Raw genomic sequence first — 15,229 nt, 5'->3', positions numbered from 1 at the left:
CCGCTTCTTGGCGACCGGAACCGGGTGGGTGGCTCAGTCGTTGTTGCAGAACAGGTCGTAGACCACTTCCAGTATCCGCCTTGGCCGCTCATCTGCCAAGCGATAATAGATCGCCTTGCCCTCGCGGCGCGGAATTACCAGACCTTCGAGCCGCAGACGGGACAGTTGTTGCGAGACCGCTGCCTGACGGGCGGCAAGCAACTCTTCCAACTCGGTTACCGATTTCTCGCCCGATACCAGATGGCACAGGATCATCAGCCGCCCTTCGTGACTGATCGCCTTGAGGAAATTCGACGCGGTGGTGGCATTGTCGACCATCTTGTCGAGTTCATCATCGGCCATATCGGTCGAAAACTTCGGAAGTGCCATGTCTCTTGTCCTCGTCCCCGGGTCGGTCCCGGGCAATAACTCAAGCGTCAACCCTCTGTCTGGCGCGCCGGGCGCCCTTTAACCGATTTGCCGCGCGTAATCCACCATCACACGCGAATATGTTTGTTCTCGTGTCCCGCCTGCTCAACTGCTGCCGGGAGGTTTGGGCACAAAGCCCGTGTGATCGACCAACAGCTTTTCCAGCAGCGGCCAGAAGAAGTCCTCGCCCGGATAGCCTTCGAGCCGCGCCAGCTCGCGCCCGTCCTCGACGATCAGAAAGGTCGGGGTGAACACCACCCGGCGCGCGGTTTCCAGATCGGCGGGGATCGCCCGCAGATCGACCCGGCGCAACGGGGCAAAGGCGCCCTCGGCGGTCTTGGGGTAGATCGGCGCGATTTCCTCGTTCCATCGGGCGCACCATTCGCAGCCATGCTGCTCGACCATGACCAGTTCCGCCGCCAGCGCCGGCAAGGCAAGGACCGCCGCCAGACCCGCGGCCAGAAAGTTTCTCGTCATGCCCATGAATGCACCGTTGACCTTTCACTGACACAAAACATAATTTGAATGTGTGAATAGATCAAGCCGCGCGCAAGCGCCGTGCATCACAAGGTCGACAGATGTTCGAAATTTCCTATCTTGGTGCGCTGTTTGCCGGGCTGCTCAGCTTCTTTACCCCCTGCGTGCTGCCGATGGTGCCGTTCTACCTGTCCTATATGGGCGGGCTCAGCATGGCCGAGCTGCGCGGCGACGGGCGGATCGCGCCGGGGGCGCAGCGACGGCTGATCGTGTCGTCCATCGCCTTTGCCGCCGGGGTCACCTCGGTCTTCTTGATGCTGGGTATGGGGGCGACCGCGCTGGGGCGGCTGTTTGGCACCTATCTGGACACTCTGTCCTGGGCGGCGGCCGCGATATTGGTGGTGTTCGGCCTGCATTTCCTGGGCGTGATCCGGGTGCCGCTGCTCTATCGCGAGGCCCGGATGGACAGTTCCATGCCCGCCTCGACCCTGCTTGGGGCCTATCTGATGGGGCTGGCTTTCGGCTTTGGCTGGACACCCTGTGTGGGCCCGGCGCTGGCGGCGATCCTGATGATTGCCAGCGGCATGGGCGAAATCTGGCGTGGTGGCCTCTTGCTGCTGGTCTATGGCGTCGGCATGACCGCGCCTTTTGTGGTAGCCGCCTTTTTCGCGCGTCCCTTTCTGGGGTGGGTCCAGCGCCATCGCGCCGCCTTTGCCTGGGTTGAGAAGGGGATGGGGGCAATGCTGATCGTATTTGCTATCCTGATTGTCACCGGCGGCGTGAACTGGATCGCCGACGCGATGATCCGTTGGGTTCCCAGCTTTTCGGCACTGGGCTGAGGGGCGGGCTGATTATGAGGTGAGGAGATGAGAAGATTTCTGGCGATACTGGGCCTGCTGGCCCTGACGGGTGGTGCGCAGGCTGCGGAACTGGGCGATGACGGGCTGCACAAGACCGCGTGGATGCGCGACACGTTCAAGGACCTGCGCGAGGACCTGGGCGAGGCCAACGCAGAGGGCAAACGCCTGGTACTGTTCTTTGAGCAGCGCGGCTGCGTCTACTGCGCCAAGATGCACAAGGAGGTGTTTCCCCGGCCCGAGGTGAGCAGCTATATCGAAGAGAACTATTTCGTGGTACAATTGAACCTGCACGGCGATATCGAGGTCACCGATTTCGATGGCGAGGCGCTGTCGGAAAAGGACATGGCCCGCAAATGGGGCATCCTGTTCACGCCGACGATTCTGTTCCTGCCCGAAGAGGTGGCCGAGGACCAGTCGGCCCAGCAGGCGGCGGTGGCGGTGATGCCCGGCGCCTTTGGCGCGGGCACCACGCTGGACATGTTCACCTGGGTTGCTGAAAAGCGGTATGCGCTTGATAACGATGAGGATTTTCAACGGTATCACGCCCGGCGCATTCAGGAGCGCAGCAATGGTTCCACGGACTGAGCGTCGGGCGCAACAAAATTCCAATTCACATTCGTGAATTTGATGTTGCGTTCGGGGTGGTTCGTGGCCTACGGTATACCGAGCGAGTTTCGCCACGTGCGCAGACACGTGGGAGCCAATGGGAGGACACATGAAGACAACTATTCTGACGCTGGCCGCCGCGCTGATCGGTGGCGCAGCCTGGGCGGGTGAAACTGCACCAGGCGATGTGGTCTATGCCGACGGCGCCGTCGAGGCATCGCTGACCGGAACACCCGGCGATGCGGCCAACGGTGCCATGGTCGTGGGCTCGAAAAAGCACGGCAACTGCGTCGCCTGCCATCAGGTCAGCGCATTGGCCGACGTGCCCTTTCAGGGCGAAATCGGGCCGGCGCTGGACGGGGCGGGCAGCCGCTGGTCCGAGGCCGAACTGCGCGGGCTGGTCGCCAATGCCAAGCTGACATTCGAAGGGTCGATGATGCCGTCCTTCTACCGGGTCGACGGCTATGTCCGCCCCGGCAACGCCTATACCGGCAAGGCGCCCGATGGCCCGCTGACGCCGCTCTTGTCGGCGCAAGAGATCGAAGATGTGGTCGCATTCCTCGCGACCCTCAAGGACGAGTAAGCCGTGCCGAACCCGCGCGGCGACAAACAAAGGAGAGCAACGATGGATTTCTCACGTCGTGACACCCTGGGCCTGGCCCTGGGCGCAGCGGCCCTGACGGTGCTGCCGTTCCGCGTGAACGCCGCCGCCGAGGACCGGATCGCCGAGTTTACCGGCGGTGCAGACATGGGCGAGGGCGGGCTGACCCTGACCGCGCCCGAGATTGCCGAGAACGGCAATACCGTTCCGATCGAGGTCAGCGCCCCCGGCGCGACGGCGATCCTGGTTCTGGCCATGGGCAACCCGACTCCGGGCGTGGCGCAGTTCAACTTCGGCCCGCTGGCTGCTGCGCAGTCGGCCTCGACCCGCATTCGTCTGGCCGGAACCCAGGACGTTGTCGCCATCGCCAAGATGGCCGACGGTTCCTTCGTCAAGGCCAGCTCGACCGTAAAAGTGACCATCGGCGGTTGTGGCGGCTAAGCCCGCGCGTCCGATAATCAGGAGACAAGACACATGGCATCTGGTGTTAAACCCCGCGTGAAGGTCCCGAAATCGGCAGCAGCCGGCGAGGCGATCACGATCAAGACGCTCATCAGCCACGCGATGGAAAGCGGTCAGCGCAAGGACAAGGAAGGCAATGTCATTCCGCGTTCGATCATCAACCGCTTCACCTGCGAATTCAACGGCCAGTCGGTGATCGACATCACCATGGAGCCGGCGATTTCCACCAACCCCTATTTCCAGTTCGAAGCAACTGTGCCCGAAGCGGGCGAGTTCGCCTTCACCTGGTATGACGATGACGGCTCTGTCTACAACGACAACAAGTCGATCACGATCGCCTGATCCGCGGTCCTAGGCAAAAGATGCCGCCGCCCGGTGCGCGAACCGGGCGCGGCCAATCACCCAAGGGAGGAATATGGATGAAAGTCAGGGCAATGACCGCGATTGCCGCGTTGCTGGCCGCGCCTCTGGCGGCGGTGGCCGGCCCGGACGGCGATGAGTTGGTCGTCAACGGCGAGATCAACATGGTCACCCAAACCGAAGCGCCCGCTCATCTGGATGGCGCGCTGCCCGAGTTGTACTCGGGCTGGCGCTTCCGGTCGGACGAGACCCAGGCGTTGCAGATGGATGACTTCGACAACCCGGCCATGGTCTTTGTCGACCAGGCGCAAGAGGCGTGGGACACCGCCGATGGATCCGAGGGCAAATCCTGTGCCTCGTGCCACGGCGATGCGGCCGAAAGCATGGCGGGCGTGCGGGCTGTCTATCCCAAGTGGAACGAGGCCGCCGGCGAGGTGCGCACACTTGAGGCGCAGGTAAATGACTGCCGTGAGAACCGCATGGGCGCCAAGGCGTGGAAATATGACGGTGGAGACATGGCGGCGATGACGGCGCTGATCTCGGTGCAGTCGCGCGGCCTGCCGGTCAATGTGGCGATCGACGGCCCGGTTCAGGCAACCTGGGAGATGGGCAAGGAAATCTATTACACCCGTTATGGTCAGCTGGAACTGAGCTGCGCGAACTGCCATGAGGACAATTATGGCAACATGATCCGCGCCGACCACCTGAGCCAGGGGCAGATCAACGGGTTTCCGACCTATCGCCTGAAAAATGCCAAGCTGAACACGGCCCATGCCCGCTTCAAGGGCTGCGTGCGCGATACCCGCGCCGAGACGTTCAGCCCCGGCAGCCCGGAATTCGTGGCGCTGGAACTCTATGTTGCCAGCCGCGGCAACGGCCTGTCGGTCGAAGGACCCTCGGTCCGCAACTAACACCCGGGCCCCGCACCGGAATACCGGTGCGGGGTCTTTTTTGTCCAGACAAATTCACTTTTGTGAATTTATGATGAAAACGATCAGGAAAAGGCTGCCTCATGATCTCCCGTCGCGATTTTCTTCAGGTTTCCATGGCCGCTTCGGCCCTGGTGGGGGCCTCCGGCTTTGGCAATTGGTCCCGGCTGGCCGCGCAGCAGGCGCTGACCCAGGACCAGCTCCTGGAATTCGACACGTTCGGCAACCTGACCCTGATCCATATCACCGACATCCACGCCCAGCTGATGCCGATCTATTTCCGCGAGCCCGAGGTCAATCTGGGTATCGGCGCGGCCAAGGGGCAGATGCCGCATGTCACCGGTGCCGATTTCCGCCGCTTCTACGGGATCGAGGATGGCAGCCCATCGGCCTATGCGCTGACATATAACGATTTCTCGTCGCTGGCCCGGGCCTATGGCCGGGTGGGCGGCATGGACCGGGTCGCCACCGTGGTCAACTCAATCCGCGCCGACCGGCCCGATGCGCTGCTCTTGGACGGCGGCGATACCTGGCATGGCTCCTATACCTGCTTCCACACCGAGGGGCAGGATGTCGTCAACGTGATGAACGCGCTGAAACCCGATGCGATGACCTTTCACTGGGAATTCACCCTGGGCACCGACCGGGTCACCGAGCTGGTCGAAAGCCTGCCCTTTGCCTCGCTGGGCCAGAACATCTTTGACGCTGAATGGGACGAGCCGTCGGAGCTGTTCAAACCCTACAAGTTCTTCGAGCGCGGCGGCGTCAAGGTCGCGGTCATCGGCCAGGCCTTCCCCTATATGCCGATCGCCAACCCGGGCTGGATGTTCCCCGAATTCTCCTTCGGCATCCGCGAAGAGAATATGCAGGCCATGGTCGACGAGGTCCGGGCTGAGGGCGCCGAGGTTGTCGTGGTGCTCAGCCATAACGGTTTTGACGTGGACAAGAAGATGGCGGGCCGGGTCACCGGCATAGACGTCATCCTCAGCGGTCACACCCATGACGCGCTGCCCGAACCGGTGCTGGTGGAACAAACCTATGTGATCGCCAGCGGCTCGAACGGCAAATTCGTCAGCCGGGTCGATCTGGATATCCGCGATGGCCGGATGATGGGTTTGAAACACAAGCTGATCCCGATCTTCTCGGACGTGATCGCCCCTGACCCGCAGGTCACCGCCCTGATCAACGCGCAGCGCGAGCCGCATATCGACCAGCTGCGCGAGGTGATCGGGCGCACCGCCGATGATGCGCTGCTCTATCGCCGCGGCAATTTCAACGGCACCTGGGACGACCTGATCTGCGACGCGCTGATTTCCGAGCGCGACGCCGATATCGCCATGTCGCCCGGCGTGCGCTGGGGGCCGTCGATCCTGCCGGGGCAGGAGATCACCCGAGAGGATATCTGGAACGTCACCTCCATGAGCTATGGCGCCGCCTATCGCACCGAGATGACTGGCGAGTTCCTGCATGTGGTGCTCGAGGATGTGGGCGACAACCTGTTCAACCCCGACCCCTATTACCAGCAGGGCGGAGACATGGTGCGTGTCGGCGGGCTGGGCTACCGCATCGACGTGACCAAGCCGCAGGGGGAACGCATCAGCGACATGACCCTGCTCAAGACCGGGGAAAAGATCGACCCGGCCAAGAATTACGTCGTCGCCGGCTGGGCCAGCGTCAACGAGGGCACCGAAGGCCCGCAGATCTGGGATGTGGTCGAAAACCACATCCGCAAACTGGGCACCGTCAACGTGACCCCCAATACATCGGTCGAGGTCGTGGGCGCCTGAGGCGCTCACAACCGGCCAAAATTTTTTGAGCGATTGCATTCACATACGCGAATGCAGTGATGCAAAGGAGGCAACAGTATGAGTGAAAGCTCTGGCAAGCACAGCCCGTCGCGCCGCCGGTTCCTGACCAGTGTCGCGGCCGCCGGTGCGGGGGCCGTGGCAGCGGGCGCGGCACGGGCCGCAGGTCCCGATCCGCTGATCACCGAGGTTCAGGACTGGGCGCGCGCCACCGGCGACGGTGTGGACGCAACCCCCTATGGCCTGCCCATCGAATACGAGGGCGACGTCATTCGCCGCAACGTGGAATGGCTGACCGCCGACACGATCAGCTCGATCAACTTTACCCCGATCCACGCGCTGGATGGCACCATCACCCCGCAGGGATGTGCCTTCGAGCGGCACCATTCGGGCGCCATCGCGCTGAAGAAGGAAGATTACCGCCTGATGATCAACGGGTTGGTCGATCAGCCGCTGGTCTTCTCCTATGCCGATCTGGAGCGTTTCCCGCGCCAGAACCACGTGTATTTCTGCGAATGCGCGGCAAACTCGGGCATGGAATGGGCCGGTGCCCAGCTGAACGGCGCCCAGTTCACCCATGGCATGATCCATAACATGGAATATTCCGGCGTCTCGCTGCGCACCCTGCTTGAAGAGGCGGGCTTGAGCGCGGCGGGCGATCTCAAGGACAAATGGGTCTATGTCGAAGGCGCCGATGCTTCGTCCAACGGCCGCTCGATCCCGATGGAAAAGGCGCTGGATGACGTTCTGGTCGCCTTCAAGGCCAATGGCGAGGCGCTGCGCAAGGAACATGGCTATCCCGTGCGTCTGGTCGTTCCCGGCTGGGAAGGCAACATGTGGGTCAAGTGGCTGCGCCGGATCGAGGTGATGGACGGCCCCGTCGAAAGCCGCGAGGAGACCTCGAAATACACCGACACGCTCGAGGATGGCACCAGCCGCAAATGGACCTGGGTGATGGATGCCAAATCGGTCGTCACCTCGCCCAGCCCGCAGGCGCCGATCACCCATGGTGCCGGTCCGCTGGTGATCACCGGCCTGGCCTGGTCGGGCCGAGGTGCGATCACCGGTGTCGATGTCTCGATGGATGGCGGCAAAAGCTGGCAGCCCGCCCGCCTGGCGGCGCCGGGACAGGACAAGGCGCTCACCCGGTTCTATCTCGATACCAACTGGGACGGGTCCGAGATGCTGTTGCAAAGCCGCGCCCGCGATTCCAGCGGCTATGTGCAGCCCACCAAGGCGCAGCTGCGCGAGGTGCGGGGCCTCAACTCGATCTATCACAACAACGCGATCCAGACCTGGTGGGTCAAGGCAAACGGAGTGGCCGAAAATGTCGAAGTTTCCTAAGCTGACCCTCACCGCATCGGTCACCGCGCTGATGCTGTCGGCGCCGGCCTGGGCGGGCGAGTTTGGATTGGGCCGCCCGGCGCTGCCCGAAGAGATCGCCGCATGGGATCTGGACGTCAGCCCCGATGGAACCGGCCTGCCCGCAGGCGAGGGTTCGGTCGAGGATGGCGAGATGGTGTTTGCCGAACACTGCGCCATCTGCCACGGCGATTTCGCCGAGGGGGTCGACAACTGGCCCAAGCTGGCCGGTGGCATGGACACGCTCGACCGCGAGGATCCGCTCAAGACCGTAGGCTCCTACTGGCCGCACCTGTCCACCGCCTGGGACTATGTCAACCGCTCGATGCCCTTTGGCAACGCGCAGTCGCTCAGCCCGGACGAGGTCTATGCGATCGTGGCTTATATCCTTTATTCCAACGATCTGGTGGACGACGATTTCGTGCTCTCCAACGAGAATTTCGCCGAGGTCGAACTGCCCAACGCGGGCGGGTTCATCATCGATGACCGCGAAACGTCCGAGGCGCATTTCTGGACCGACGCGCCCTGCATGGAAAACTGCAAGGACACGGTCGAGATCACCATGCGCGCCCGCGTGCTGGACGTGACGCCGGATACGGGCGGGGACAACGCGGCCGCGGCACAGCCCGAGGGGGCGGCCACTGTCACCGAAGCAGTAGCAACCGAAACGGCGGCGGAACCTGCGCCTGTGGAAGCGGCGGCGCTTGATCCCGAGCTGATGGCAGCGGGTGAAAAGACCTTCAAGAAGTGCAAGGCCTGCCATCAGGTCGGCGAGGGTGCCAAGAACAAGACCGGCCCCATGCTCAACGGGATCGTTGGACATGCCGCCGGTGCGGTTGACGGGTTCAAGTATTCCAAGCCGATGCAGGCCGCTGGCGAAGGCGGGCTGGTCTGGACCGAGGACGAACTCGCCGCCTTCCTCGCCAAACCCAAGGCCTATATGAAGGGGACCAAGATGTCCTTTGCCGGTCTGAAGAAGGAGGACGATATCGCCGCCGTCATCGAATACCTGAAGAGTTTCGAGTAAGCGATGCGCTGGCTGGGAGGAGCGATACTGGCCGGGGCCGCCCTCACGGGTGCGGCCCGGGCCGACGAGACCGCGCGGGACATCGGCGATGCCGCGCGCGGGGAGGGGCTGTTTCAGGTCTGTGCCAGCTGCCACCAGGTGGGCGAGGGGGCCGAGCATGGCACCGGGCCACATCTGAACGGCATCTTCGACCGCAAGGTCGCCCAGTTCGAGGATTTCGACTATTCCCCGGGCATCCTGCGCGCCCGGCGCGACGGGATGGTCTGGGATCTCGAACATCTCGACGCCTATCTGACCAATCCCAAGACGCTGGTCTCAGGTACCAACATGGAGTTTGCGGGCCTGCCCGAGCCGCAGGACCGGGGCGATATCCTGGCCTATCTGCGCCGGTTCTCGGCCAGTCCCCAGAACATCCCCGAGGCAGCGCCCACCGCGCTGAAACAGGATGTGGAACTGGCGCCCGAGGTGCTGGCCATGGTGGGCGATCCCGAATATGGTGAATACCTGTCCACCGAATGCACCACCTGCCACCAGACAGATGGCGACTATGACGGCATTCCGGTGATCACCGGCTGGCTGGCAGAGGATTTCGTTCTGGCCATGCATGCCTACAAGCAGAAGATCAGGCCACACCCGGTGATGCAGATGATGGCCGGGCGGCTGTCGGACGAGGAAATCGCGGCCCTGGCCGCCTATTTCGAAGCGCTGGAATAACGTCCGGCGCTCATTTGTTTCTTGGAGGAGGAAACCAGATGACTTTGAACAGACGGACATTCCTGGGCACTGGTGTCGCGGCGGCGGCAGCGCTTCAGGCGCCGGTCGTGCTGGGCGCGGGCAAACCCCGTGTGGTGGTCGTTGGCGGCGGTGCCGGCGGCGCCACCGCGGCGCGCTATATCGCCAAGGGCGCTGCCGGGGCCATCGACGTGACCCTGGTGGAACCGACCCGCAGCTATTACACCTGCTTTTTCTCGAACCTCTATATCGGCGGCTTTCGCGAGCTGTCGAGCATCGCCCATTCCTATGGCAAGCTGGCCAGCGAATACGGCATCAACGTGGTGCATGACTGGGCTGTCGGCATCGACCGCGACGCCCGTACCGTCAGCCTGGCAGGCGGCGGCGTGCTGCCCTATGACCGGCTGATCCTCAGCCCCGGCATCGACTTTGTCGATGGCGCGGTCGAAGGTTGGGACCTCAGCGCCCAGAACAAGATGCCGCATGCCTACAAGGCCGGGTCGCAGTCGGAACTGCTCAAGGCGCAGATCGAGGCGATGCCCGAGGGCGGCACATTCGCCATGGTGGCCCCGCCCAACCCCTATCGCTGCCCGCCGGGACCTTACGAGCGGGTCTCGATGGTGGCGCATGTGCTGAAACAGAAAAACCCGACCGCCAAGATCATCGTTGCCGATCCCAAGCCGAAATTCTCGAAAATGGCGCTGTTCCAGGAAGGCTGGAACACCCACTATTCCGGCATGGTCGACTGGATCGGTCCGGATTTCGGCGGCGGCGACGTCTCGGTCGATCCCGAGGCGATGACCGTCACCATCGACGGCGAAGAGACCAAGGTCGATGTCTGCAACGTGATCCCGGCGATGAAGGCGGGCCGTATCTGCGAGATCGCGGGCATCAACGAGGGCAATTGGGCGCCGGTCATCGGCCATACGATGCAAAGCCGGATGGACGAGAATATCCACGTGCTGGGCGATGCCACCAATCAGGGCGACATGCCGAAATCGGGCTTCTCGGCCAACAGCCAGGCCAAGGTGGCGGCGATGGCGGTGCGCGCGGCGCTGACCGATTCCAAGATGTTCCCGGCCAAGTTCTCGAACACCTGCTGGTCGCTGATTGCGACCGATGACGGGGTCAAGGTCGGCGCCACCTACGAGGCGACGGACGAGAAGATCGCCAAGGTCGACGGCTTTATCAGCGCCACCGGCGAAAGCGCCGAACTGCGCCAGGCCACTTACGAGGAGAGCATCGGCTGGTATGCCGGCATCACCTCGGACATGTTCGGCTGAACGGCCGCGTGGGGCGTGGTCCACTCAGGACCACGCCTTGCGGAAGGAATGCGGCGAGGCGCCATAACGGGCGCGGAACTGCCGCGACAGGTGGCTGGTATTGGCAAAACCGGTGGCGGCGGCGATCTCGGCCACGGTCATGTTGGTCTCGTTGAGATAGATGAAGGCACGCTCGATCCGCAGGTTGAGGTAAAACGCCATCGGCCCCTGATCCAGATAGCGTTTGAACAATCGCTCCAGCTGACGGCGCGAGATGCCCAGCCGGTCGCACAGATCGTCATTGGTCAGCGGCTCCTCAAGTTCCGCCTCCATCAACTCGATCGCCTTGAGCAGTGCGGGGTTGCGGCTGCCGATCGCCACCGAGCGCGCCGAGCGCTGCGGCGATTGCCGGCCCGAGCGCATGTGGATGCACATGTCGGCCACCACGATGGCCAGCTTGGGCCCGTGCTGCTTTTCGATCAGGGCCAGCATCATGTCGATGGCGGTATTGCCGCCGCCGCAGGTGGTGACCCGCCCGTCCAGCTCGTAGATGTTCGGGGTCGGGGTCAGATCCGGAAAGGCCTCGGTAAAGCCGGGCTGGTTTTCCCAATGCAGGGTGAAACGGCGACCTTCCAGCAGCCCCGCCCGGGCCAGGGCAAAGGCACCGGTACAGATGCCGCCCAGGGCGCTGCCATGGCGGTATTCCCGCCGCAGCCAGGCCAGTACGGCGGGGGAGTAGCTTTTCTCCGGTTCGACCCCGGCGCAGACAAAACCCATCGCCTCGGGCGGCAGCGGTGCCAGCGCCTGATCCGGGGTGATGCGCAGCCCGTTGGAACAGGTGACCGGCGCGCCGTTCTCGGTCATCGTATGCCAGGTATATAGCTGCTTCTTGGTCAGCTGGTTGGCGATGCGCAGGGGTTCGATGGCCGCGGCCACTGCCAGCATCGTCGCCTTGGGCAGCAACAGAAAGCGGAAATCCTGCGACGGCCCGTCATAGTTCAGCGAAACCGAGGCGGAGGCTGCTTTGGAAACAAAGGGGGTCTGGGTCATGGCGCTCTGATCGGGAAGGAGCGGGCAAGGGCTCCGACGGGTTACATGCCCGTACCGTGCTGTTTGCCCGGCGCAAGGTCAATATGCGTCGCATTGTTGCCGATTTGCGTCATGCCGTTGTGCGTGTCTGCGGCAAACGAATTCGCCTCCGGCCCTTGCAGCCCTCCCAAGGCGACACTAAGACTCGTGTAACCCTCCTCGGGTAATGTCCCGAACCAACGCTAAGAGCAGGCAGGTCCCAGATGTTCGATCCCGTCGATACCTACATGAATACCCTTGTCCCCATGGTGGTCGAACAGACCAGCCGGGGCGAGCGCGCCTATGACATCTTCTCGCGCCTGCTGAAGGAGCGGATCATTTTCATCAACGGCCCGATTCATGACGGGATGAGCCATCTGATCGTGGCCCAGCTGCTGCATCTGGAGGCCGAGAACCCGAACAAGGAAATCTCGATCTACATCAACAGCCCCGGTGGCGTGGTGACCAGCGGCCTGTCGATCTATGACACCATGCAGTATATCAAGCCGAAATGCTCGACCCTGGTGATCGGCCAGGCGGCTTCGATGGGATCGGTCCTGCTGGCCGGCGGTGAAAAGGGCATGCGTTTCTCGCTTCCCAACAGCCGTATCATGGTGCACCAGCCCTCGGGCGGGTATCAGGGTCAGGCCAGCGACATCATGATCCATGCCGCCGAGACCCAGAAGCTCAAGGACCGGCTTTATGACATCTATGTCAAGCACACCGGCCAGACCAAGAAAGCCGTTGAAAAGGCGCTGGACCGCGACAATTTCATGTCGCCGGAAGAGGCCAAGGAATGGGGTCATATCGACGAGATCGTCGAAAGTCGCAGCAAGGGCGACGACGCCTGATCGGCAGGCGGTGCGCGGACAACCCCGCGCACCGGGAAGTTTGACATTGTAGCGGCCGGTATGCTGGCCTAAGCTTCATGAACAATCGGCCTCCCGTCCGCGCGGAGCGGGGCGCCGGGACGAAGGCCGGAAAGGGTGACCATGGCGACGAATTCAGGCGGTGACAGCAAGAACACGCTTTACTGCAGCTTCTGCGGCAAGAGCCAGCACGAGGTGCGCAAACTGATCGCGGGTCCGACGGTGTTCATCTGCGACGAATGTGTCGAGCTGTGCATGGACATCATCCGCGAAGAGACCAAAAGCAGCAGTCTGAAATCCTCGGACGGGGTGCCGACGCCGCGCGATATCTGTGACGTGCTGGACGACTATGTGATCGGCCAGTCCACCGCCAAGCGGGTGCTGTCGGTTGCCGTGCACAACCATTACAAGCGTCTTAACCACGCCCAGAAGGCCGGCAACGATATCGAACTGGCCAAATCGAACATCCTGCTGATCGGCCCCACGGGCTGCGGCAAGACGCTGTTGGCGCAGACGCTGGCGCGCATTCTGGATGTGCCGTTCACGATGGCCGATGCGACCACCCTGACCGAAGCCGGTTACGTGGGCGAGGATGTGGAGAACATCATCCTCAAGCTGTTGCAGGCCAGCGAATACAATGTCGAGCGGGCCCAGCGCGGCATCGTCTATATCGACGAGGTCGACAAGATCACCCGCAAGTCTGAAAATCCTTCGATCACCCGTGACGTGTCGGGCGAGGGGGTGCAGCAGGCGCTGCTGAAGCTGATGGAAGGCACCGTGGCCAGCGTGCCGCCGCAGGGCGGGCGCAAGCATCCGCAGCAGGAATTCCTGCAAGTGGATACCACCAATATCCTGTTCATCTGCGGCGGCGCATTTGCAGGTCTCGACAAGATCATCGCGCAGCGCGGCAAGGGCAGCGCCATGGGCTTTGGCGCCGATGTGCGCGCCAGTGACGAGCGCGGGGTGGGCGAGCTCTTTACCGAGCTGGAGCCCGAGGACCTGCTGAAATTCGGCCTGATCCCGGAATTTGTCGGCCGTCTGCCGGTGCTGGCGACGCTTGAGGATCTGGACGAGGATGCGCTGGTCACCATCCTGACCAAACCCAAGAACGCATTGGTAAAGCAGTATCAGCGCCTGTTCGAGCTGGAAGACACCGAGCTGGATTTCACCGACGATGCTCTGAAGGCGATCGCCAAGCGCGCGATCGAAAGGAAGACCGGCGCGCGCGGCCTGCGTTCGATCATGGAGGATATCCTGCTGGATACCATGTTCGACCTGCCCAGCATGAACGACGTGACCAAAGTGGTGGTGAACGAAGAGGCGGTGACCTCGGACGCGCAGCCGCTGCTGATCTATGCCGAAAACGAAAAGGGATCGGCAAGCGCCGGCTGAGAGCCGGGGAGGAGCGGATAGGGCGGCGCGGAACTTCCGCGCCGTTTTGTGTTGAAGGGGGAGAAGGGGGCGCTGCCCCCGTCACCTGCGGTGACTCCCCCGGGATATTTTCAGCAAGAGGAAGAGGCCATGTGCAGGCATGGCGATCGGGAAAGGAGCAGCAAGGTGGGTATCAGGCGGATTTCATCGGGTGGCCGGTTTGAGGCCAAGATCGGCTATTGCCGTGCGGTGGTGGCGGGCGGTTTCGTGCATGTTGCGGGCACGGTCGGGCAAGGTGATGATGTGGTGGCGCAGTGCCGTTCCGCGCTGGAAGTCATCGGTGCGGCGCTGAAGGAGGCCGGTGCAGGCTTTGCCGATGTGGTGCGGGTGAACTACTATCTGCCCGACGCGGCGGAATTCGAGCCCTGCTGGCCGATCCTGGCCGAGACCTTTGGCGCAAATCCGCCGGCGGCGACGATGATCGAATGCGGGTTGATCGATCCCAAATACCGGATCGAGATCGAAGTCACGGCCTTGTTGCCACAATAACGGCTGCGTGGGCCTGTCGCGGGGCTGGCCTCTGGACCTTGGCGCGCGCATCGGTCATATCTGCTGATAAGTCACTTTCGGAGGTACCCTATGGGAATCCTGAACACCCTGCTGCGCGCCGTGACCTGGTGGAACGGTGCCACGCTGAACACCCGGATCTATACCGCCCGCAAGGGCACCAAGGTGGGCGAGGACGCGCAGGGAAACGTCTTTTATCGCAACGGTGATGACAGCCAGCGCTGGGTCATCTTCAACGGAGAAGCCGAGGCCAGCCGAATCGACCCGGAATGGCATGGCTGGCTGCACCGGACCTGGGATGAACCGCCGACCGAGCGGCCGTTGCCCCACAAGGCCTGGGAAAAGCCGCATCAGGAGAACCTGACCGGCACACCGCTGGCCTATGTCCCGGCGGGATCACTGCGCCGGCCCAAGCCGGTCGAACGGCGCGATTACGAGGCCTGGAGCCCGGAATAAAGAGGCG

At 62.9% G+C, this 15,229-nt stretch carries 18 protein-coding genes; 15 read left to right on the top strand and 3 right to left on the bottom strand.

What is annotated here, in order from left to right; genetic code table 11:
- Positions 1–33: 33 nt before the first annotated feature.
- On the bottom strand, positions 34–369 hold the full coding sequence (locus tag AC2FNY_RS10575) for an ArsR/SmtB family transcription factor (RefSeq protein WP_234139412.1): 336 nt from the start codon (positions 367–369) through the stop codon (positions 34–36).
- 144 nt (positions 370–513) lie between these two features.
- Positions 514–891, bottom strand: coding sequence for a thioredoxin fold domain-containing protein (locus tag AC2FNY_RS10570; protein WP_234139413.1), 378 nt, complete (start codon positions 889–891; stop codon positions 514–516).
- 95 nt (positions 892–986) lie between these two features.
- Here AC2FNY_RS10570 and AC2FNY_RS10565 point away from each other — a divergent pair, with 95 nt between their 5' ends.
- The 11 genes from AC2FNY_RS10565 to AC2FNY_RS10515 all read left to right on the top strand — a co-directional run bounded on the left by AC2FNY_RS10565 (position 987) and on the right by AC2FNY_RS10515 (position 10,912).
- Positions 987–1,724, top strand: a complete 738-nt coding sequence (locus tag AC2FNY_RS10565) for a cytochrome c biogenesis CcdA family protein (protein WP_496802417.1) — start codon at positions 987–989, stop codon at positions 1,722–1,724.
- 27 nt (positions 1,725–1,751) lie between these two features.
- A complete protein-coding gene (locus AC2FNY_RS10560) occupies positions 1,752–2,330 on the top strand; it encodes a thioredoxin family protein (RefSeq protein ID WP_234139415.1) in 579 nt (192 codons plus the stop codon).
- 130 nt (positions 2,331–2,460) lie between these two features.
- Positions 2,461–2,934, top strand: coding sequence for a sulfur oxidation c-type cytochrome SoxX (gene soxX / locus AC2FNY_RS10555; RefSeq protein WP_234167128.1), 474 nt, complete (start codon positions 2,461–2,463; stop codon positions 2,932–2,934).
- Between the two features lie 42 nt (positions 2,935–2,976).
- Complete coding sequence (gene soxY, locus AC2FNY_RS10550; protein WP_234139417.1) at positions 2,977–3,393, top strand: thiosulfate oxidation carrier protein SoxY; 417 nt, start codon at positions 2,977–2,979, stop codon at positions 3,391–3,393.
- Between the two features lie 33 nt (positions 3,394–3,426).
- Positions 3,427–3,756, top strand: coding sequence for a thiosulfate oxidation carrier complex protein SoxZ (soxZ, locus tag AC2FNY_RS10545; RefSeq protein ID WP_234139418.1), 330 nt, complete (start codon positions 3,427–3,429; stop codon positions 3,754–3,756).
- Positions 3,757–3,833: 77 nt separating this feature from the next.
- Positions 3,834–4,685: a sulfur oxidation c-type cytochrome SoxA gene (soxA, locus tag AC2FNY_RS10540; protein ID WP_496802416.1), complete on the top strand. Its 852-nt coding sequence runs from the start codon at positions 3,834–3,836 to the stop codon at positions 4,683–4,685.
- A gap of 101 nt (positions 4,686–4,786) precedes the next feature.
- Entirely contained in the window at positions 4,787–6,490 is a 1,704-nt protein-coding gene (gene soxB / locus AC2FNY_RS10535; RefSeq protein ID WP_496802415.1) for a thiosulfohydrolase SoxB, read from the top strand.
- Positions 6,491–6,568: 78 nt separating this feature from the next.
- Complete coding sequence (gene soxC, locus AC2FNY_RS10530) at positions 6,569–7,852, top strand: sulfite dehydrogenase (protein WP_234218620.1); 1,284 nt, start codon at positions 6,569–6,571, stop codon at positions 7,850–7,852.
- The gene (locus AC2FNY_RS10525; protein WP_496802414.1) at positions 7,836–8,897 is read left to right on the top strand and encodes a c-type cytochrome; all 1,062 of its coding nucleotides are present in this window, start codon (positions 7,836–7,838) and stop codon (positions 8,895–8,897) included. Before soxC ends, AC2FNY_RS10525 begins: the two co-directional genes overlap by 17 nt.
- A 3-nt stretch (positions 8,898–8,900) precedes the next feature.
- Positions 8,901–9,611 (top strand): c-type cytochrome, encoded by a 711-nt coding sequence (locus tag AC2FNY_RS10520; protein WP_496802413.1) that lies wholly within the window; start codon positions 8,901–8,903, stop codon positions 9,609–9,611.
- A gap of 38 nt (positions 9,612–9,649) precedes the next feature.
- On the top strand, positions 9,650–10,912 hold the full coding sequence (locus tag AC2FNY_RS10515) for an FCSD flavin-binding domain-containing protein (protein ID WP_496802412.1): 1,263 nt from the start codon (positions 9,650–9,652) through the stop codon (positions 10,910–10,912).
- 24 nt (positions 10,913–10,936) lie between these two features.
- Here the strand turns inward: AC2FNY_RS10515 and AC2FNY_RS10510 are convergent, their stop codons facing one another.
- Positions 10,937–11,941 carry a GlxA family transcriptional regulator gene (locus tag AC2FNY_RS10510; RefSeq protein ID WP_496802411.1) on the bottom strand — a complete coding sequence of 335 codons (1,005 nt, stop codon included), beginning with the start codon at positions 11,939–11,941 and terminating at the stop codon, positions 10,937–10,939.
- Positions 11,942–12,183: 242 nt separating this feature from the next.
- Here AC2FNY_RS10510 and AC2FNY_RS10505 point away from each other — a divergent pair, with 242 nt between their 5' ends.
- From AC2FNY_RS10505 to AC2FNY_RS10490, 4 genes are all read left to right on the top strand, one after another.
- Positions 12,184–12,810 (top strand): ATP-dependent Clp protease proteolytic subunit, encoded by a 627-nt coding sequence (locus tag AC2FNY_RS10505; RefSeq protein WP_234139426.1) that lies wholly within the window; start codon positions 12,184–12,186, stop codon positions 12,808–12,810.
- A 141-nt stretch (positions 12,811–12,951) separates the two neighbouring features.
- A complete protein-coding gene (clpX, locus tag AC2FNY_RS10500) occupies positions 12,952–14,220 on the top strand; it encodes an ATP-dependent Clp protease ATP-binding subunit ClpX (RefSeq protein ID WP_234139427.1) in 1,269 nt (422 codons plus the stop codon).
- Between the two features lie 129 nt (positions 14,221–14,349).
- Positions 14,350–14,748: a RidA family protein gene (locus AC2FNY_RS10495; RefSeq protein ID WP_496802410.1), complete on the top strand. Its 399-nt coding sequence runs from the start codon at positions 14,350–14,352 to the stop codon at positions 14,746–14,748.
- Between the two features lie 90 nt (positions 14,749–14,838).
- Positions 14,839–15,222, top strand: coding sequence for an NADH:ubiquinone oxidoreductase subunit NDUFA12 (locus tag AC2FNY_RS10490; RefSeq protein ID WP_234139429.1), 384 nt, complete (start codon positions 14,839–14,841; stop codon positions 15,220–15,222).
- Positions 15,223–15,229 lie beyond the last annotated feature (7 nt).

The sequence above is a fragment of the Ruegeria sp. BHSC223 genome (assembly GCF_059613025.1).
This window is presented reverse-complemented; position numbering and strand designations above follow the sequence as displayed.